This is a genomic window from Mangrovibacter phragmitis (assembly GCF_001655675.1).
Taxonomy (GTDB): domain Bacteria; phylum Pseudomonadota; class Gammaproteobacteria; order Enterobacterales; family Enterobacteriaceae; genus Mangrovibacter; species Mangrovibacter phragmitis.
In genome coordinates, this window is sequence record NZ_LYRP01000033.1 from 337435 (window position 1) to 356116 (window position 18682).

17 protein-coding genes are annotated in these 18682 nt (G+C 48.7%); 6 read left to right on the forward strand and 11 right to left on the reverse strand.

The features are described 5' to 3' along the window. Positions 1 to 52: 52 nt before the first annotated feature. Positions 53 to 1471 carry a sugar porter family MFS transporter gene (locus A9B99_RS17155; RefSeq protein ID WP_064599599.1) on the reverse strand — a complete coding sequence of 473 codons (1419 nt, stop codon included), beginning with the start codon at positions 1469 to 1471 and terminating at the stop codon, positions 53 to 55. Between the two features lie 816 nt (positions 1472 to 2287). On the opposite strand from A9B99_RS17155, the gene ahpC reads away from it, so the two are divergent. After that, positions 2288 to 2851, forward strand: a complete 564-nt coding sequence (gene ahpC, locus A9B99_RS17160) for an alkyl hydroperoxide reductase subunit C (RefSeq protein ID WP_064599601.1) — start codon at positions 2288 to 2290, stop codon at positions 2849 to 2851. Between the two features lie 130 nt (positions 2852 to 2981). After that, on the forward strand, positions 2982 to 4547 hold the full coding sequence (gene ahpF, locus A9B99_RS17165; RefSeq protein WP_064599603.1) for an alkyl hydroperoxide reductase subunit F: 1566 nt from the start codon (positions 2982 to 2984) through the stop codon (positions 4545 to 4547). Positions 4548 to 4663: 116 nt separating this feature from the next. Here ahpF and A9B99_RS17170 read toward each other — a convergent pair whose 3' ends face one another. The 3 genes from A9B99_RS17170 to dcuC all read right to left on the reverse strand — a co-directional run bounded on the left by A9B99_RS17170 (position 4664) and on the right by dcuC (position 8925). Beyond that, positions 4664 to 6040 carry a GntP family permease gene (locus A9B99_RS17170; RefSeq protein WP_064599774.1) on the reverse strand — a complete coding sequence of 459 codons (1377 nt, stop codon included), beginning with the start codon at positions 6038 to 6040 and terminating at the stop codon, positions 4664 to 4666. A gap of 473 nt (positions 6041 to 6513) precedes the next feature. Continuing rightward, positions 6514 to 7320 (reverse strand): ribonuclease T2 family protein, encoded by an 807-nt coding sequence (locus A9B99_RS17175; protein ID WP_064599605.1) that lies wholly within the window; start codon positions 7318 to 7320, stop codon positions 6514 to 6516. Between the two features lie 228 nt (positions 7321 to 7548). Then, positions 7549 to 8925 (reverse strand): anaerobic C4-dicarboxylate transporter DcuC, encoded by a 1377-nt coding sequence (gene dcuC, locus A9B99_RS17180; RefSeq protein WP_064599607.1) that lies wholly within the window; start codon positions 8923 to 8925, stop codon positions 7549 to 7551. A gap of 697 nt (positions 8926 to 9622) precedes the next feature. On the opposite strand from dcuC, the gene pagP reads away from it, so the two are divergent. Both pagP and cspE read left to right on the forward strand, forming a co-directional pair. After that, positions 9623 to 10180, forward strand: a complete 558-nt coding sequence (gene pagP / locus A9B99_RS17185) for a lipid IV(A) palmitoyltransferase PagP (protein WP_064599776.1) — start codon at positions 9623 to 9625, stop codon at positions 10178 to 10180. A 184-nt stretch (positions 10181 to 10364) separates the two neighbouring features. Next, complete coding sequence (cspE, locus tag A9B99_RS17190) at positions 10365 to 10574, forward strand: transcription antiterminator/RNA stability regulator CspE (protein WP_002439184.1); 210 nt, start codon at positions 10365 to 10367, stop codon at positions 10572 to 10574. Positions 10575 to 10858: 284 nt separating this feature from the next. Here cspE and crcB read toward each other — a convergent pair whose 3' ends face one another. After that, positions 10859 to 11260: a fluoride efflux transporter CrcB gene (crcB, locus tag A9B99_RS17195; protein ID WP_064599608.1), complete on the reverse strand. Its 402-nt coding sequence runs from the start codon at positions 11258 to 11260 to the stop codon at positions 10859 to 10861. 74 nt (positions 11261 to 11334) lie between these two features. Here crcB and A9B99_RS17200 point away from each other — a divergent pair, with 74 nt between their 5' ends. Together A9B99_RS17200 and tatE are read left to right on the forward strand one after the other, a co-directional pair. Further along, positions 11335 to 12123 (forward strand): deaminated glutathione amidase, encoded by a 789-nt coding sequence (locus tag A9B99_RS17200; protein ID WP_064599610.1) that lies wholly within the window; start codon positions 11335 to 11337, stop codon positions 12121 to 12123. A 148-nt stretch (positions 12124 to 12271) separates the two neighbouring features. Further along, the gene (tatE, locus tag A9B99_RS17205) at positions 12272 to 12487 is read left to right on the forward strand and encodes a twin-arginine translocase subunit TatE (RefSeq protein ID WP_064599612.1); all 216 of its coding nucleotides are present in this window, start codon (positions 12272 to 12274) and stop codon (positions 12485 to 12487) included. Positions 12488 to 12608: 121 nt separating this feature from the next. On the opposite strand, the gene lipA is transcribed toward tatE, so the two are convergent. From lipA to rlpA, 6 genes are all read right to left on the reverse strand, one after another. Beyond that, positions 12609 to 13574 carry a lipoyl synthase gene (gene lipA, locus A9B99_RS17210; protein WP_036109550.1) on the reverse strand — a complete coding sequence of 322 codons (966 nt, stop codon included), beginning with the start codon at positions 13572 to 13574 and terminating at the stop codon, positions 12609 to 12611. A gap of 184 nt (positions 13575 to 13758) precedes the next feature. Continuing rightward, positions 13759 to 14736, reverse strand: a complete 978-nt coding sequence (locus A9B99_RS17215; protein ID WP_064599614.1) for a YbeF family transcriptional regulator — start codon at positions 14734 to 14736, stop codon at positions 13759 to 13761. A 259-nt stretch (positions 14737 to 14995) separates the two neighbouring features. Beyond that, the gene (gene lipB, locus A9B99_RS17220) at positions 14996 to 15637 is read right to left on the reverse strand and encodes a lipoyl(octanoyl) transferase LipB (protein ID WP_064599617.1); all 642 of its coding nucleotides are present in this window, start codon (positions 15635 to 15637) and stop codon (positions 14996 to 14998) included. Between the two features lie 101 nt (positions 15638 to 15738). After that, positions 15739 to 16002: a DUF493 family protein YbeD gene (ybeD, locus tag A9B99_RS17225; RefSeq protein WP_036109542.1), complete on the reverse strand. Its 264-nt coding sequence runs from the start codon at positions 16000 to 16002 to the stop codon at positions 15739 to 15741. Between the two features lie 101 nt (positions 16003 to 16103). Next, positions 16104 to 17315, reverse strand: a complete 1212-nt coding sequence (gene dacA / locus A9B99_RS17230) for a D-alanyl-D-alanine carboxypeptidase DacA (RefSeq protein WP_064599619.1) — start codon at positions 17313 to 17315, stop codon at positions 16104 to 16106. Positions 17316 to 17452: 137 nt separating this feature from the next. Continuing rightward, complete coding sequence (gene rlpA / locus A9B99_RS17235; RefSeq protein ID WP_064599621.1) at positions 17453 to 18676, reverse strand: endolytic peptidoglycan transglycosylase RlpA; 1224 nt, start codon at positions 18674 to 18676, stop codon at positions 17453 to 17455. Positions 18677 to 18682 lie beyond the last annotated feature (6 nt).

An 18682-nucleotide genomic window follows, 5' to 3' on the forward strand; every position in this document is an offset into this window, starting at 1 on the left:
AATATGAAAAACCTGGCGCCGGTAACAGCGCCAGGTTTTTGGGGGTGGGTTATTACTGGCCGATATCGCGCAGTTTTTTACCGGTCATCAGATTACGTTCAATATGTTCCAGTGTGACGTTTTTGGTTTCCGGAATCAGTACAAAGGTGACAATGATGAACAGAACGTTCAGCGCGGTATACAGCCAGAAGGTACCCGCGGCGCCAATGCTGTCGAGCAGTGTCAGGAAAGTGGCCCCAATAATCATATTGGAAACCCAGTTGGTAGTGGTGGAGCAGGTCACACCAAAGTCACGGCATTTCAACGGCTGAATTTCAGAGCACAGGATCCACACGACCGGTGCAGCACTCATGGCATAACCTGCAATACACATCATAGTCATACCAACAGACAACCAGGACAGTGCGCCAGAGCTGTGCCCACCTTCTACCTGCATCAGGCAATAGCCGAGAATCAGTGTCCCCAGCGCCATCACCGTAAAACCAATTTTCAGTGCAGGTTTACGCCCGGATTTATCAACAGTGAACACGGCAATAAATGTAGCAAGCATAAAGGTCAGCCCAACAACCACCGTGGCCATCATTTGTTGTTGAGTACTGGTGAACCCCGCCATTTGGAAAATTTTGGGCGCGTAATACATGATGATATTCATCCCGGTAAATTGCTGCATTGCCTGCAACAACATCCCCAGGAATACCGCACGGCGCACGTTGTGGTTGCTTTTAAACAGTGCCCAGCCACCTTGTTTAACTTTCAGGCTTTCACGGATTTCATTCAGTTCTTCGCGGGCTTTTTCTGAGGAATCGCGCAGCATATGCAGTACTTTTTCTGCCTGGTTGTGCTGGCCTTTTGCCGCAAGCCAGCGTGGGCTGTTTGGCAGGAATACCACCATCACCAGTAAAGCGAGTGCCGGCAGTGCCAGAACACCGAGCATGGCGCGCCAGTTACCGCTATAACTCAGAGCGGTATCTGATAAGAACGCCAGCAAGATACCCAGTGTCACCATCAACTGGTACATGCTGATCATTTTGCCACGTACATTCTCTGATGCCATTTCAGACAAATACAGTGGCGCGGTGTAAGAAGCAATCCCAACCGCAATTCCCAGCACAACACGGGATAGCAGAAGGATTTCCAGGTTGGTGGACATCGCTGAGCCAAGCGAACCGAGTATAAACAGAATTGCGCCCGCCATCAGGCTGTATTTGCGGCCCAAACGGAAAGATAACCAGCCATTAAAAAGTGCTCCCAGCGCCGCACCGAGCATCATGCTGCTGACAACCCATTCCTGTGCCTGGCTGGTTAAGGTGAAGTAGTGAGTAATAAAAGGCAGAGCACCTGATATAACGCCGATATCCAGACCAAACAGCAGGCCAGCCACGGCAGCTGAGATCGAGACAAACAGATTCATCCGGCGCGCTCTTTGTGCCTGGATGGACAGTATATCGCCTGTTTCGCTGACATAAGACATAGTGTAACTCCAGCATAGGGTTGTTTTTATGAGGCTACGGTACGGTATTTCCGTTTATTTGCGTCTGGCTTAAATCGTCAGTGATATGGATTATTGTGCTTCAGCATGTTGTTTTGTGATGTGCGTTCCATAATGAAAGCATGTGTTACATCACGAAATCTTTCCGGTATATAAGGTGAGCCGCGATTTTACTCACCTTTTAAGCAGTGGAGTGGCCGGTTTTTAGAGGTTGTGAATATGGATAATTCTTGTTTTTGGTTTTTTGTTGTTCAACGGTTACATGCTGTGCTGCTAATAACTTTTTGCATGTGACTGCCACAGATAATGCCCGGATGGTGAGCGCGTTCTTGATTTATATTCCCTTTTTTATGTATGGTTATTTATGCCTGTATTACAGGCCCGGCACCATAGCCACTGTTATATACAGACAGGCTTATGCCGGAGAAAAGGAGCCTCGGCTTGTTTGATATGTAAAACCAATCACAGCCATAGGCAGGATGTAAGGCCGGAAGCATTGTCCGCCAGCCAGACAGATGGTGTAATCTTGAGTTGTTACGCCTGAAAAATGGAGTGACAGTATACGCCAGCTATGGCACTGAAGTACTGAGTGGTATTTCAGTCTCGGGCCGCCTTCCGGGTGGCCTTTTTATTTTAAGGCTCCCGACAGGGCGTGCTGGTCTGGCGGTTCATACGTCAGGTTGCAACAATAAGCGTGCATAGTAGGTATTGCTTATTGATTTGATAACGTAAACGCATTGGCTGAAGTGACGAATATTCGCTACTTTATATCCCGTCGATAACACGGAGGAAGTATAGATGTCCTTAATTAATACCAAAATTAAACCTTTCAAAAACCAGGCATTTAAAAACGGTGAATTCATCGAAGTTACCGAAAAGAGTGTTGAAGGACGCTGGAGCGTGTTCTTCTTCTACCCGGCTGACTTTACCTTCGTATGTCCGACAGAACTGGGCGACGTAGCTGACCACTACGACGAATTCCAGAAACTGGGTGTTGATATTTACTCTGTATCGACTGATACCCACTTCACTCACAAAGCATGGCACGACGAGTCTGACACCATCGCTAAAATCAAATACGCGATGATCGGCGACCCGACCGGCACCCTGACCCGTAACTTCGAAAATATGCGTGAAGATGAAGGTCTGGCTGACCGCGGTACTTTCATCGTCGACCCACAAGGCATCATCCAGGCTATCGAAGTTACTGCTGAAGGCATCGGCCGTGACGCTTCTGACCTGCTGCGTAAAGTGAAAGCGGCTCAGTACGTTGCGACTCACCCAGGCGAAGTTTGCCCGGCTAAATGGAAAGAAGGCGATGCCACTCTGGCTCCGTCTCTGGACCTGGTTGGTAAAATCTAATTACCACACCTCACTGGTGCAAGTGCTGTAATAGCCACTTGCACTGGTCAAAAAAATCGCCCGAACTGACGGGCGATGAATCAACGCATTCGGGTGCCTGGCACCCGAATTTCTTGCCAGGGAGATAAACATGCTCGACGCAACCATGAAAACACAGCTTAAGGGTTACCTTGAGCGTCTGACTAAACCTGTTGAGTTGATTGCCACACTGGATGACAGTGCACAGTCCGCTGAAATCAAGGAGCTTCTGGCAGAAATAGCGGAATTATCTGACAAAGTTTCTGTTAAAGAAGACAACACAAGGAATGTACGTAAACCGTCGTTCCTGATAACTAACCCAGGCAGTGAACAGGGGCCGCGTTTTGCTGGTTCACCGTTGGGACACGAATTTACCTCACTGGTGCTGGCATTGCTGTGGACCGGTGGGCACCCGTCAAAAGAAGCGCAGGCTCTGCTTGAGCAGATCCGCGATATCGACGGCGATTTCGAATTTGAAACTTACTATTCGCTCTCTTGCCACAATTGCCCGGATGTTGTTCAGGCACTGAATTTAATGGCTATCCTCAATCCGCGTATTAAACATACTGCGATTGATGGCGGTGTTTATCAGAATGAGATAACTGAACGCAACATCATGGGTGTTCCTGCGGTGTTTGTGAATGGTCAGGAATTTGGTCAGGGGCGCATGACTCTGGCAGAAATCGTCGCCAAAGTGGATACCGGTGCAGAAAAACGCACTGCAGAAGAGCTGAGCAAGCGCGATGCTTATGATGTGTTGATTGTGGGCTCCGGCCCGGCAGGCGCTGCCGCAGCCGTTTACTCTGCACGTAAAGGTATTCGTACCGGGTTGATGGGGGAGCGCTTTGGCGGCCAGATCCTTGATACAGTAGATATCGAAAATTATATTTCAGTGCCGAAAACCGAAGGTGCAAAACTGGCGGGTGCGCTTAAATCCCATGTTGATGATTATGATGTGGATGTGATTGACAGCCAGAGTGCGGCGAAACTGATCCCGGCAGATGTTGAAGGTGGCCTGCATCAGATTCAGACGGCATCCGGTGCAACGCTGAAAGCACGCAGCATCATTCTGGCAACCGGTGCCAAATGGCGCAATATGGGGGTTCCTGGTGAAGACCAGTACCGTACTCGCGGCGTAACGTATTGCCCGCACTGTGATGGCCCGCTGTTTAAAGGTAAACGTGTTGCCGTGATTGGTGGTGGTAACTCGGGTGTTGAAGCGGCGATTGACCTTGCGGGTGTGGTTGAACATGTCACCTTGCTTGAGTTCGCGCCAGAAATGAAAGCCGACCAGGTATTGCAGGACAAAGTGCGCAGCCTGAGCAACGTGGATATCATTCTGAATGCGCAAACCACGGAAGTGAAAGGCGATGGCACTAAAGTGACCGGCCTTGAATACCGTGACCGTAATAGTGGTGATGTGCATCAGTTGTCACTGGCCGGGATTTTTGTGCAGATTGGTTTACTGCCTAATACCACCTGGCTTGACGGGGCTGTTGAATGCAACCGCATGGGTGAAATTATTATTGATGCGAAATGCGAAACCAGTGTGAAAGGGGTATTCGCTGCGGGTGACTGCACCACCGTGCCGTACAAGCAGATAATCATTGCGACTGGCGAAGGGGCAAAAGCGTCTCTGAGCTCATTTGATTACCTGATTCGCACCAAAACAGCATAATTAATTGTTCATACAGTAAAAAGGCTGCCATTTGTTGGCAGCCTTTTTTTACTTTTACGGTAACTAACGGTAAAGCTGCCATACCGGGGCGTTACCGGAACCGTTCAGGTACAGGCTTACAGGATAAGACTCCCCAGGGCTGCCAGCAGGAAAGCAATTGTTCCCAGCAAGGTCTCCATTACAGTCCAGGTTTTCAGTGTGGTTTTCTCATCCATTTCAAGGAAACGACCAACCAGCCAGAAGCCTGAGTCGTTCACATGTGACAGCACGGTAGCGCCGCCTGCGATAGCAATCACAATAAAACACAGGTCGAACTGGCTGAGGCCTGGTGTTGCCTGCACCATCGGTGCAACCAGTGCCGCTGTGGTGGTTAACGCAACCGTTGCCGAACCCTGAGCCACACGCAAAATTGCCGACACAACAAATGCTGCGACAATCAGCGGTAACCCAATGTTGCTCAGAACATCGGCCAGCGCATTACCAATACCACTGGCGCGCAGTACACCACCAAACATCCCACCGGCACCGGTTACCAGCACGATGGCGCAAATTGGCCCCAGCGCACCATCACAGATTTTTTCCAGGTGCTGGCGGCTACGGCTGCCACTGAAAACTTGCAGTGCGAAGAACACAGTAATCAGCAGGGCTACCGGTGTTTTACCCAGCATACGTAAGATTTGTACCAGTGTGTTATCTGCTGATACCCAGCCGATAACGGTTGCCGTATTCAGGCCTGTATCTAAAAAGATAAGGATCAGCGGCAGCATCAGAATTGTCATTACCATGCCGAAAGAGGGGGGCTGATGCGACGCGTCACGTTCAATGTCACCCAAAAATGATGACGGTAATTTCACGTCAAATTTTTTGCCAGCATATTGCCCGTAGAGGTACGCACCGATATACCAGGTCGGGATAGCGATAATCAGGCCAAGGATAACCAACAGACCAATATTGGCACCCAGTAAATCACTGGCGGCAACCGGGCCTGGGTGGGGCGGAACCAGCGCATGCATGACTGCAAAAGCACCGGCAGCCGGGAAAGCATATTTCAGTGTGGAACCACCGAATTGCTTCGCCACGCTGAAGATAATTGGCAGCATCACCACCAGGCCTGCATCGAAAAAGATAGGAAAGCCGAACATCAGCGAGGCAACACCAATTGCCAGTGGTGCGCGCTTCTCACCAAACTTGTTAACCAGGGTGTCTGCGAGAACTTGCGCTCCACCAGAAACCTCAAGCAGCCGGCCAATCATGGCACCCAGACCCACCAGCAAGGCTACACTCGCCAGTGTACTGCCAAATCCATTTAACAGCGTGGGAACCACTTTGTCGAAAGGCACTTTTGTTACCAGCGCCACCAGAATGCTGACCAGAGTGAGGGCCAGAAATGCATGTACCCGGAAACGCATAATGAGGATTAGAAGAACAACTACCGAGGCAGCAGCAATCCCCAGAAGGGTGCCTGCACTATATGCGTGTGTTAATTCTGTCATGGAATAACCCCTATGAACTTGAGCGTAGTACGAAAAGGAAAACCCTTCGTTCTGTGCTGATACCGGTAACATGATACTGGTAACATTCTCTGCACTTAAAGCGTTCCTGACATGTTTATTAATATTTTGAGATGTATATCAAGCATTAGATATAAATACCCACTTTGTTGATCTGCACACTTGTTTTTAAAAAATAGCTTTGTTAGCGCATTGATTGTTAAATGTAACTTCTATGTTAATCATTATATTAATTATAGTGTTATCACCGGATATAACCCCGGGCGTGAGAATAAATAACGTTTTTATGGTGCGTGGGTAAAATTAAATTATGACAAGAATGAAGGGGTGACAGTCACTCAGGAGGCGTGACGATGGGCGAAAGGGCTTAAGTGAGCACATAATTATTCCCACTGGATGCCATATTCAGGGGGAAGAAAGTGCCCGTTAATTAAATAACAGGCATAAAAAATGTGTCAGAAACCGGCCGCGTCCAGGCGGAATTGTGCCGGGCAGTTACCGGGGTGAGCGCCCGGCGCAAAACTGCCTGCCGATAATGGTGCGTTGATGCTGCCAGCCCGAATGGCGATTTGGATTTCTGTCAGCCATGCCGGGTTGCCGTGGCACATAAAACGGAAAGCTTTTACACTTTTCTCGCCATAAGCCTTGCTGATTGCCTGGTTAAGCGCATCACGCGAAACGGTTTCGCCATAATGGCTGGCAAGAAAAGCGCCAGGGATACTGTGGCGAATCTCACTATTAAGCCGCAACATGGTGCCAAAGTAGTCATTGGGTACAAAACCAAAACAGACCCCATGTTTTGCGTATTCATAGCGTTCAAGGCATGAAGTGCCACCTGCGCCCGGCATGTGTTGCACCAGTTGCGCTGCCAGCGAAGGCGAAATGCCCGTATCAGGAGCGGCGCATTTTCTGCTGGCTTTTACTTCTGGCATATCAGGAACCGGGCGGGTTGCACAACCAAACCGCATCCAGCGGCGCCTGTCCACTCCCTGACGGGCAATACTGCGAGGCAGGTCTGGCCATAACCCGTGAATGGTCAGAAACTGTGTTTTGTCTGCCTGTTCCTGCTGGTTCTGGCATTCTGCGGGTAATGCGCGCTGGCTTTGGTGCATTGTTTCACAAAAACCCGGCTGCCAGGAAAGCGCCAGAACATAGTGGTCAAAGTCACTATAGCGCTGTGCCTGCAGTGGAGCGCCATAGCCTGGTATGGCAAGCGAAAACAGTGCGGCGAGAAAAGCGCCAGTTATTATGCGGTTAATCATGTGCCTGTCATTACGTTTGTTGCTGTTGTGTTCAGGGCTACAGTGTAGCCCTTTTCGGGAGCTGAGTCTGATGACAAACCTCATGTCCGCACAGAACAAGAGGATGTCACCCAATAAAAACCAGGAAAATCAATTTATTGATTTTCGCCCGCTAACTAAAAAGAAGGAAAAACCACGCTTTTTCCTTCTTTTCATCAAGCTGAGCCCCCTTTTTGGGTGCTGTGCGAATTAAGGGAGCATAACAGTGGCGGGAACCAGTATTTCGGTTGCCAGAATGACCACTATCAGGCCAACCAGAACCGGCACTGACGTGCGTTTTACCACTTCAAAAGGGGATATTTTCGCCATACCGGCAACAGCCACCACTACGCCAGATACCGGTGAGATAGTTCTCCCCAGGTTTGATGCCTGAAGCATCGGAATGGTTAAATATGCCGGATTAATGCCAGCTTGCTGCGCCAGGCGCGGAATCAGCTCAACAAATGCGTAGAACGGGGCGTTACCCGAGCCTGTGGTCATCGCCGCTAACATAGTCAGAACAACCAGCACCAGCATCAGAATAATGCTGCCGGAGCCAAAGGATGTCGCAATGGATATCAGGCTCTGGATAAACCCAATAGTGCTTAACCCCTGGGCGAATAACCCGGCAGCCACTAACAGCATGACCACGTTGGCGAAAGCATCGGCCATTCCTCTCCATGCCACATCCAGCCCGGCAAAAACCGTTTTGGTATTAAAGCTGCGCAAAAATTCGATGATGGCTGACAGCAGCATACAAATAACCAGAATGGTAATGATATGCAGGCTGGGGCCCCATTTGCCGTCAAAGATTAATACCCCAATAATTGGCGTGAAAGGCAGAATTGCATAGAAAGAGGGTGCACTGGTGTCAATTTCTTTGATGTCCAGTTGCTCGCTGGTAATGTTTTCTTTTTTATCAAGAAAGCGCTGCCAGAAAAAATGCGCGATGGCCATGCAGATAATTGCGGCAATAGAAACAGGCAGCGTAGTTTTAAAGGCAAAATTAACCAGATCCATTTCTGACGCTTTGGCTGCAAGCACGACATCGCCCGATGTGGGCGACAAAATGATAGCGGCAGGAGAGGCACAAATTGCGGCAGCGGCACCACGACTGATGCCGACATTGACCATTACCGGAAACAACGTCGCCATTAACAACACGCCAAGCCCGGTTGCTGAGGAAACCGCCAGTGACATAAGGCAGGCAACAAAATAAGCTGCGACCATCAGCAAATAAGGCGAGTTGATGAATTGCAGTGGTTTGGATGCCAGCTTTACCACCATGTCATTGGCACCAATATGCGTCATATATGCCGCAAAACCGCACAGCACCATGATCATCATGCCGAGATCGCCACCGCGGCTCATCAACAAAATTTTGATGTATTCCACGATATCTACGCTGAGAAAACCCGTGCTGGCTTCACTGGCAGGCAGAATACGGTGGCCCATGATGGCACTGATGATAAGCAGCACCAGACCACCGACAAATAATACGCCAGTAGCGGAATAGCCTTTGATGATGTAACGGGCAACGCCGATGATTACCAGAATACCAACGGCAAGTTCAAAAAAAGTGAGCATAGTTTCCCCTGTTTGTGGCTAAACGCGCACGGTGACATGTGGCATAGCATGGCTATAGCGCTAAGTCGCAATCATGACGTTCAGTAACACAGTGTAAATTATGTAAGTATCGCAGAGGAATGTGCCTAATCATTCCACTTTTTTTGCTGACAAAAATCAATAAAACAGCAATAAAATCTAATATTTTGCGGTTTTATGGATTGAATGTATCAGTGAAGGGGGCGTGTGTTGGCTGCCGGCCCTGAACAGGTCCTGGGTTAATTGCCAGGCTATCTGTTTACCTGGAAATACGCGGCGGTTGAAAGAATATTAATAATGGCTGCTGATATCTGTTATTTAGTGATAAAAATAACCAGGATTTTTCTGTGTGATAAATTTTTCGTAAAATGGCATGTTATGATAGCCCGTAAACAAGAATACCAGATTTAGATATTTCAACGGGTTCGTCAGAAGGGTAATTAATAATTCATCAATACAATATGAATTCTTGTAAGGTACGCCAGGTCTGGTTTGTGGCGTAGATAATTGCCACTGGTTCAACATTTTTTTGCGTGGGAAAAACTGAGGTATTTTTCGGAATTATACATCTTGATTTTCAAGAAAATAATTTTTCCGGTTCTTTGTTCAGGTTTCGTTAATAAAAGCACCCGTAGTCTGTGCATATTTGAAAGTATTTGGTGGCGACAAAGTGTTCAAGATGATTAAGCATTTATTTGTAGTATGTGGTTTATTGGTTCCCTGTTTGTTTTCATCTCAGGTGCAGGCAAGTGATGGTGGGTGGTTCAGCACTCTGACAGGGAACATGGGTGAAACATGGCGTGAGCCTCAGCACTACGATTTGTACGTTCCGGCTATCACCTGGCATGCGCGTTTTGCGTACGATAAAGAAAAAACAGATAATTACAATGAGCGCCCCTGGGGGGCCGGGTTTGGTGTTTCTCGCTGGGATGAGAAAGGGAACTGGCACGGTTTATATTTAATGGCGTTTAAAGACTCGTTTAACAAATGGGAGCCTATAGGTGGGTATGGCTGGGAGGCGACCTGGCGGCCTGTCAGCGCAGATTCACGTTTTCATGTGGGGTTGGGGTATACACTGGGCGTAACAGCGCGTGATAACTGGAACTATATCCCTATTCCGGTGGTATTGCCTCTGGCATCTGTTGGTTACGGCCCGGCAACGTTCCAGATGACGTACATCCCAGGTACTTATAACAATGGTAATGTCTGGTTTGCCTGGTTGCGCTTCCAGTTCTGATAACGGCTGCAAAATTTTTTTTCGTACCCATTGCACGGAAAAGCAAGGGGTTATCAGCCTGAAAGTAAAAAGATAGCGATTTTTATCACTTTTTAGTAAATATCAACTGGACAAACGGCACCACAATTGATGTACTGGTTACCGACACGGTATTTGTGTCGTTTTTTCATAAAAGGTAATTTTGATGTCTAAGATTAAAGGTAACGTTAAGTGGTTTAATGAGTCCAAAGGATTCGGTTTCATTACTCCGGAAGATGGCAGCAAAGACGTGTTCGTACACTTCTCTGCAATCCAGAGCAATGGTTTCAAAACTCTGGCTGAAGGTCAGCGTGTAGAGTTCGAAATCACTAACGGTGCCAAAGGCCCTTCTGCTGCTAACGTAATTGCTCTGTAATAACGTCTGGCTGAGAACGACAAAACCCGCCTTCAGGCGGGTTTTTTTTGCTCAAAATCTGGTTTCTTAACAGGTTAACCCGGTTGCTACCGGGTTCGGTAAGCTTGTTCAGCTAAACAAGTAAAGTTTCAGGAAGCAACCGACAATGAGTGCGCTTAACAGTAGCGTACTGATGTTTACCAGGCTTTCTTTCATTATAGTGCCCATGTTTGTGTGATTAACTCAGGCAGATACTGGCAGAGAAAGATGAAGCCTACATTAACGCCATACGTCGTGAGTAAAAATTATCGCGCAGCAAGCACTGAAACCAGCCAAAATGCGAGCCCGGTCATAATAAGTGAACCTGCAAGGTTAATCACTACATTGGTCGCGGCCCAGGCAAGACGTCCGTCCTGTAGTAAAAATACCACTTCTGATGAAAAAGTTGAGAACGTCGTCAGCCCACCACAAAAACCGGTGGTAATTAATAGTTTCCACATCGGGTCGAGGTTAGTCAGGCGGCTAAAACTTGCCAGCGCGATACCAATAATAAAAGCACCGAGTAAGTTAGCTGAAAGTGTACCCATTGGGATGGCATGATGAAGCGGGTTCAGGCGTTGGCTAATCAACCAGCGGCAAATACTCCCAAGGCCGCCGCCAATAAATACAGCAAATAACATCTGCATAAGGTATATCTCATTAATCATTAAAGCGGAAAGTCTACCGCGCAAGCTGGCTATGGGGTAGTGTTGATTCACGCAATGTGTCGGGGAGTGTTTGTATGAATGTTGCAGCCGGGCAGTTTGCTGTTATGCCAGACTGGCAGGACAATTTAGCGCAATGCCGTTTGTTAGTCAGCCAGGCTATTGAGAAACGCGTCAATTTACTGGTGTTGCCAGAAGCTATTCAGGCGAGGGACAACACTGACCCCGGCTATTCTGTACGGCACGGGCAAACCCTCAACGGACCATTCATTCAGGGCATGCGCCAGCTCACGGAAAATTGTGACCTGACACTGGTGTTCACCCTGCATATCCCGGATGATTCGGGGCGGGTGACAAATTCCTTGCTGGCTCTGCACCGCGGGCAGGTGACTGCGCGCTATGATAAATTGCATCTGTATGATGCGTTTAATGTTCAGGAGTCCCGGCTTGTCTGCCCAGGGCAGGCTATTGCACCATTGATTGCTGTTGGCGACCTGATGGTGGGTGTAATGACCTGCTACGACTTGCGCTTCCCTGACCTGGCAATGAGCCTTGCACTGGCTGGTGCGCATGTTCTGGTGGTGCCGGCAGCCTGGCTTAAAGGTGAAAATAAAGTGCATCACTGGCAAACATTACTTGCGGCACGCGCTCTTGATACCACTTGTTACATTGTGGCAAGTGGTGAGTGCGGTGAGAAAAATATTGGTATGAGCCAGATTATTGATCCTATGGGTAACATGCTTGCCTGTGCCGGCCTTGAGCCAGGCATGATTGTCAGTGACATTACCCTGGCGCATGTGGAACAGGTCCGTGCCCGGTTGCCGGTGTTGGTAAACCGGCGTTTTTTGACCCCGGTGCTTGGGTAACTCGCGGTGACTTTGATTCACTTTGTTACAGAATTATTTTGTATATGGGGCATGAATAACCGTTAATAGTACAAGGCTATGTAGGTAATGCACTGTGGCGGGTGTAGTGTATTACGAACGAGTATGGCTGGAGATTAAGAAGGTAAATATGGGTGAGATTAGTATTACTAAATTGCTGGTTGTCGGGGCGCTGATCGTGTTGCTTTTCGGTACTAAAAAGCTACGGACCCTGGGCAGCGATCTGGGTTCAGCGGTTAAAGGCTTCAAAAAAGCCATGAGTGAAGACGATAATAATCAGTCGATAATCTCTGGCGAAAAAAATGACGCGCAAGACACGCGTGAGCGCCTGAACAACAAAGAGTAGCCTTGTGGCTATGAAATATAGCTGGCCACTATCAGGTTGTTATTTCTGGCAGGGCTATAAATTGAATAAAAAAACCGGTCAGCGCCGGTTTTTTTATTCTGCAAGCCTGGTGGGCTCAGGTTTATTTTACTTCTTCACCACGCGCCTGCAGGTCAGCATGGTAAGAGGAGCGTACAAACGGGCCACATGCCGCATGAGTAAAGCCCATTGCCAGCGCTTCAGCTTTCATTTCATCAAATTCTTCCGGGGTGACATAACGCTGAACCGGCAGGTGGTGGCGGCTTGGCTGCAGATATTGCCCCAGTGTTAGCATGGTTACCCCATGACGGCGCAAGTCACGCATCACCTCGATGATTTCTTCATTGGTTTCACCCAGCCCAACCATTAAACCTGATTTGGTCGGAATTTCCGGATGTGCTTCTTTGAACCGTTCGAGTAATTTCAGTGACCAGTTGTAATCAGCGCCCGGGCGTACCTGACGGTACAGGCGGGGAACGTTTTCCAGATTGTGGTTGAAAACATCTGGCGGTGTGGCAGTGAGAATTTCCAGCGCACGGTCCATTCTTCCACGGAAATCAGGAACCAGTGTTTCAATTTTTATATTTGGGCTTTCACGGCGAATGGCGGCAATGCAATCGGCAAAATGCTGGGCACCACCGTCGCGCAGGTCGTCACGGTCAACGGAAGTGACAACCACATAACGCAGACCCATATCAGCAATGGTGCGCGCCAGTTTTTCTGCTTCACCGGCATCGGGCGCAACCGGGCGACCATGAGCAACGTCGCAGAATGGGCAGCGACGGGTGCAAATCGCACCCAGAATCATAAAGGTAGCCGTTCCGTGGTTGAAACATTCGGCAAGGTTAGGGCAGGATGCTTCTTCACAAACAGAGTGAAGGCCATTTTTACGCATGGCAGCTTTGATACCCTGAATACGGGTGGAGTCCGCCGGGAGTTTGATTTTCATCCATTCCGGCTTTCTTAACAGCTCCTGGCGTTCAGTGGCGACGTTTTTCACCGGGATTAGCGCCATTTTGTCGGCATCCCGGTATTTAACACCGCGTTCCATGACAATGGGTTTACTCATAACGTGCGTATTCCAGTTGCGGATATCGAGTGAAAACGTTTCAATTCAATCAAATGTTGTATTTATCAACTATTTTTGAATTAATGGCAGGCAGTATAACATTTATATTGCTGTGAAAGCAGCCTGCCGGGCACGCAAAACGTGATTTTAGTGTAAATAAGTTGTTATTTTGTGCGTTTGTCTGTCAGAACATGGCTTCTCCGTGTTTTTGCACAAATGCATTCTGAATCGTTTCCATGCAGTTGCGTAATACCTCGTCATGCTGGCTGAGTTTGTTATAAAACAGGTGCGTTTCGAATTTTCCCCCGGCAAAGCCCTCACACTCAACTTCACGCAGGTTCCAGTTATCCCGAAACATGTGGTACAACCCCGAAGACATAAAACCAACCAGATCACTGTTAGCCAGCATGGCTGCCAGTGTCAGGACATTGTAACTGCTGAAAGTGATTTGCCGGTCGGGGAATGTCTGCTCAACCACATTACGCACATCCGGCAAGATATCATCCTGCAATACCAGCATGGTTTGCTGTTGTTTATTCAGAATATCTAATGACACTTCGTCCGTTAGCTCCGGGTGATCATTGCGGCAGACGATGACCACGCGTTCTTCAAACAAGCGAAAGCTGCCTATTTTGCTCATTACCGGCCGACGAGTGTCTATCACCATATCAGCCTGAAGCTGGCTTAACTGCGTTTCTGCCTGCGATATCGGGACATTATTAATGTTGATATTGGGGCAACGGTGGTGGATAGCTTTATAAATAGTCGGCATCACCAGTGCGCCAACAGAAGGATGGGTTGCAATGGTAATGGTGCGTTGCGCGTTACTGACTTCATTAAACTCCAGTGCTCCCAGTATGGATGACAACCCCTGGCTGATATATTCATGCAGGTGGGCGGCATAACTGGTGGGCATGATCCCCTGCCCGTTACGTACAAACAATGGGTCTGGGAAGACGTTACGCAACTTTTGAATGGACTGACTGATAGCCGAAGGCGTGAGATTCAACGCTCTTGCTGCGTTGACAATGCCTTTGTGAATGTAAACTGCCTCAAATACCGTCAATAAGTTAAGGTCGATAGTACGAAGTGCCTGGAAACCACTCAGGCGTGCACTATTCGAACGGGAAAGAAAATTATTATCCTTGCCAGTATTATTCATTCGTTCTCCCATTTTTATAATGTGTTGTCTGTTTACTGAAAAAGCGTTGTCTGTTTTGGGCACAAGGAAATACCGCCATTTTGAAAGACAAAACGGCAAAGCACTTTTTATATAAGTTTGCTGTCGTGCTAAGTGCTTGCACAACATGAATAAAAGGTAGACGTAAACTAGCGATTAAGCAAAAAATAGAGAAGGATTAAAACCCGTTAAATAAACTAATAAACCGAAACAAAATCATTCTTGTTTCGGTTTTTTTTGATTATTCACTGACTGTACGAATGGGTGGGTTACCCAGTAAATGCAAAAAATTATCCAGCAGAACCGGTTGAATATCTGCTACTTGTATACCGGGACGAAACTGTTTGACCTGGGTCATTTTCATGCCAGCGTAGCCACAAGGGTTAATACGTAAAAATGGGGTGAGATCCATATTGATGTTCAGCGCCAGGCCGTGAAATGAGCACCCTTTGCGAATCCGCAGCCCAAGAGAACAGATTTTATCTTCACCTACATAAACACCCGGTGCATCAGGGCGGGCATGGGCGTCAATATCCAGTGTTGCGAGGGTATTGACCACGCATTGTTCCAGTAGCGTTACCAGCTCACGTACACCCAGTTTACGGCGCTTGAGGTTGAGCAGCACATACATCACTTGTTGGCCTGGGCCATGATAAGTTACCTGGCCGCCACGGTCGCTCTGAATAACGGGAATATCACCTGTCGCTAACAGGTGCTCAGCTTTGCCCGCCTGGCCCTGAGTAAACACAGGGTTGTGTTCTACCAGCCAAATCTCATCGGGCGTAGTTTCATCACGAGTATCAGTAAACTGATGCATGGCGAGTGATACAGGTTCATAAGGCTGCAGGCCAAGATGGCGAATAAGAATGGTATTTTGAGACAAAACAGATGTCTCCGGAGTCGGGAATACAGGCGGCCAGTATAGCATAGCGGAGCAAACAAACACCCGGCCTTCAGGCCGGGTAACGGAAAACGACGTTTTTGCTACAGAACCATACGGACAATTTCAATTTTGCCCAGTTCTTCATAAAGTGTTTCTACCTGTTCTACATGGGTTGCCGTAATCGTGATGGATACGGAATGGTAGTTGCCTTTACTGCTGGGTTTGATTTGAGGTGTGTAGTCACCAGGTGCATGACGCTGTACAACCTCAACGACCCTGTCCACCAGTTCAGGTTGAGCCAGACCCATTACTTTGTAGGTAAACGGGCAGGGGAACTCGAGGAGTTCATTCAGTTTGGTTTTCATGTCAGCTCCAGCAAAAATAAAAAACGAACTCCCGCCTGAGCGGGAGTTCCAGTGTTACTTAGTATATGGGGGCAGCCGTCACACTTTCAAGTGTGCGGTTTTTAACCAAACCAGTGGTGGAACATCAGTTTGATGTAATCAATCATCCGGCTAAAGAAGTTACCTTCATGGATTTCATTCAGTACAACCAGTGGGCGCTGGTCGATTGTTTTGCCGTCTAACTGGAAGTTAATGGTACCCACTACCTGATTTTTTTGCAGTGGTGCATGTAATTCCGAATTGTTCAGCACATAACTGGCTTTCAGGTCTTTCATCCGGCCACGAGGAATGGTCAGCCAAACGTCTTTATCCACACCCAGTGATGCACGGTCACTGTCACCAAACCATACTGGCTCAGAAGCGAATTCTTTACCTGCCTTAATAGGGTTAACAGATTCAAAGAAACGGAAGCCCCAGGTCAGCAGTTTTTTGCTTTCCACTTCGCGACCTTTAAATGTCCGCCCGCCCATAACCGCGGAGATAAGGCGCATGTTGCCATCAGTGGCTGAAGCAACCAGGTTATAACCTGCTTTCTCAGTATGGCCGGTTTTGATGCCATCTACATTCAGGCTTTTATCCCACAACAAACCATTACGGTTCATCTGGCGAATGCCATTAAATGTGAATTCTTTCTCTTTATAGACTGCATATTCGTTTGGAACATCACGAATCAGTGCCTGGCCCAGTAACGCCATATCACGCGCGGAGCTGTACTGACCATCAGCGTCCAGACCGTGGACAGTCTGGAAATGGGTGTTTTTCATGCCCAGTGCATTAACGTAGCTGTTCATCAGGCCAACAAAGGCGTCCTGACTACCCGCCACGAAATCCGCCATCGCCACGCAGGCATCGTTCCCTGATTGCAGGTTAATCCCGCGAATCAACTGAGAAACGGGAACCTGCATGCCGGGTTTGAGGAACATCAGCGATGAACCTTTGAAGACTGGATTCCCTGTCGCCCAGGCGTCTTTCCCGATAGTGACTACAGCGTTTTCATCAAATTTACCCGCTTTCATTGCCTGACCAATAACATAGCTGGTCATCATTTTCGTCAGGCTTGCCGGGTCGCGGCGTTCATCGGCATTTTGTTCGGCAAGCACTTTGCCTGAGTTGTAATCAATAAGAATGTATGATTCAGCGTCGATTTGTGGTACGCCAGGAATCATTGTTTTGATGTTCAGGTCATCAGCCCTGGCTAACCCAGTTGCGGCCAGTGTTAACGCAGCCCCAAAGGCAATACGCTTTACAGCATTAGCGGAGAAAGTGGTATTCATGGTCAGAACAGCAACATCCGTGATGGAATTTAAAAAAGTGACTTACTATAACAAATGGTTTTTTACCTGGCACCAGACTTTGCGCATGAGTTTGTTAATGTTATTTACGCAAACTGACAAAGCTGGCGCCAGGAAACTTATTGAGCCGGGGCCGCAGTAATAAATGACTGCTGCTGTGCTTCATTCATCAGGCGTTGTTGCAGGCTGATTGCCTGGCTACGGCTGCTAAATGGCCCCAGTTGTACTCGCCAGATAGCCCCATTCTGAGTGACCAGACCGGGTACACTAAATTGCTGGCTGAGTTTTTGCTGCCACTGTTGCGCGCGCCCGGCATCACTTACCGCGCCCACCTGGACAACATAACCCCCGCTCGCTACCGTGGCGCTACGCCCGGCAACACTCCCCTGAATAGAACCGGGCGCAGTGACGGGATCACTGTGCAGGCCAAGAGCCGGGTTAACCGGTGCCGGTGCCGGTTCAGTTGTGGCCGGGGCTGTGGCGGGTGTAGCTGTGGAGGCAGGCGATGTTTGATTCGGCGGCGTCAGCATTTGTGACGTGGCGTCTCCCGCCGCGACAGTTGCGTTGCCAGATGTCACGCCTGCATTCGGGGTTGCCTGTGATGCCGGAGCCAGGAAACTGCCGTTTTGTGCCGGGGCGCTGGTATCTTGCGGCTGGAGTGTACTGTTACTGATAGCCTGCACATTGCTGTTTTGCGGTTGTGCCGCAGGAACAACTGAAGACGCACTGCCTGACCCGGACGTGAGATCCGGGCGGGCGGGCAGGGCATAAGTTTGTTTGGCAATGGTAATACACGCCATACCCGGACCAGACATTGTGCCATCCTGAGCGACCAGAATTGGGTCGATACGTACCCGTGTATTATTGGACATATTCAAACGGTCGGCTACGGCACGAGATACTGCGACAACCCTGTCGTCACCATAAGGGCCGCGATCATTGATCTTAACAATCAACATCCTGCCATTAGCGAGGTTGGTAATTCGCGCGTAACTGGGAATGGGCAGGGTCGGATGCGCAGCTGTAAGTTGGGTCGGGTCGAACACTTCGCCGGATGCCGTGAGGTTACTGTTTGGTTCGGCATCATAAATAGCAGCAAGCCCACTCTGACTGAAGCGTGACGGGTCCTGGACAATGGTATAAGTCCGTCCATCCCTTTGGTAGTTTTGGTTCGCTGTGGCTGATGGGGTTTCATAGTGCGGTTCAGCACCAGATACCTCAACGCGTGGTCCATTACATACTGGTGTGGCAGGCACTTGTTCAACACCTGCCTGCTGTTGCTCCCCACTACAGGCCGCCAGTAAAAGTGCGGCAACACAAACTCCAGGCCATTGCTTGCGCATCACTTA

Coding starts and splice junctions, on each gene's coding strand:
- A9B99_RS17155 (WP_064599599.1), bottom strand. CDS start 1,471: ATGTCTTATGTCAGCGAAACAGGCGATATACTGTCCATCCAGGCACAA.
- ahpC (WP_064599601.1), top strand. CDS start 2,288: ATGTCCTTAATTAATACCAAAATTAAACCTTTCAAAAACCAGGCATTT.
- ahpF (WP_064599603.1), top strand. CDS start 2,982: ATGCTCGACGCAACCATGAAAACACAGCTTAAGGGTTACCTTGAGCGT.
- A9B99_RS17170 (WP_064599774.1), bottom strand. CDS start 6,040: ATGACAGAATTAACACACGCATATAGTGCAGGCACCCTTCTGGGGATT.
- A9B99_RS17175 (WP_064599605.1), bottom strand. CDS start 7,320: ATGATTAACCGCATAATAACTGGCGCTTTTCTCGCCGCACTGTTTTCG.
- dcuC (WP_064599607.1), bottom strand. CDS start 8,925: ATGCTCACTTTTTTTGAACTTGCCGTTGGTATTCTGGTAATCATCGGC.
- pagP (WP_064599776.1), top strand. CDS start 9,623: ATGATTAAGCATTTATTTGTAGTATGTGGTTTATTGGTTCCCTGTTTG.
- cspE (WP_002439184.1), top strand. CDS start 10,365: ATGTCTAAGATTAAAGGTAACGTTAAGTGGTTTAATGAGTCCAAAGGA.
- crcB (WP_064599608.1), bottom strand. CDS start 11,260: ATGATTAATGAGATATACCTTATGCAGATGTTATTTGCTGTATTTATT.
- A9B99_RS17200 (WP_064599610.1), top strand. CDS start 11,335: ATGAATGTTGCAGCCGGGCAGTTTGCTGTTATGCCAGACTGGCAGGAC.
- tatE (WP_064599612.1), top strand. CDS start 12,272: ATGGGTGAGATTAGTATTACTAAATTGCTGGTTGTCGGGGCGCTGATC.
- lipA (WP_036109550.1), bottom strand. CDS start 13,574: ATGAGTAAACCCATTGTCATGGAACGCGGTGTTAAATACCGGGATGCC.
- A9B99_RS17215 (WP_064599614.1), bottom strand. CDS start 14,736: ATGAATAATACTGGCAAGGATAATAATTTTCTTTCCCGTTCGAATAGT.
- ybeD (WP_036109542.1), bottom strand. CDS start 16,002: ATGAAAACCAAACTGAATGAACTCCTCGAGTTCCCCTGCCCGTTTACC.
- dacA (WP_064599619.1), bottom strand. CDS start 17,315: ATGAATACCACTTTCTCCGCTAATGCTGTAAAGCGTATTGCCTTTGGG.
- rlpA (WP_064599621.1), bottom strand. CDS start 18,676: ATGCGCAAGCAATGGCCTGGAGTTTGTGTTGCCGCACTTTTACTGGCG.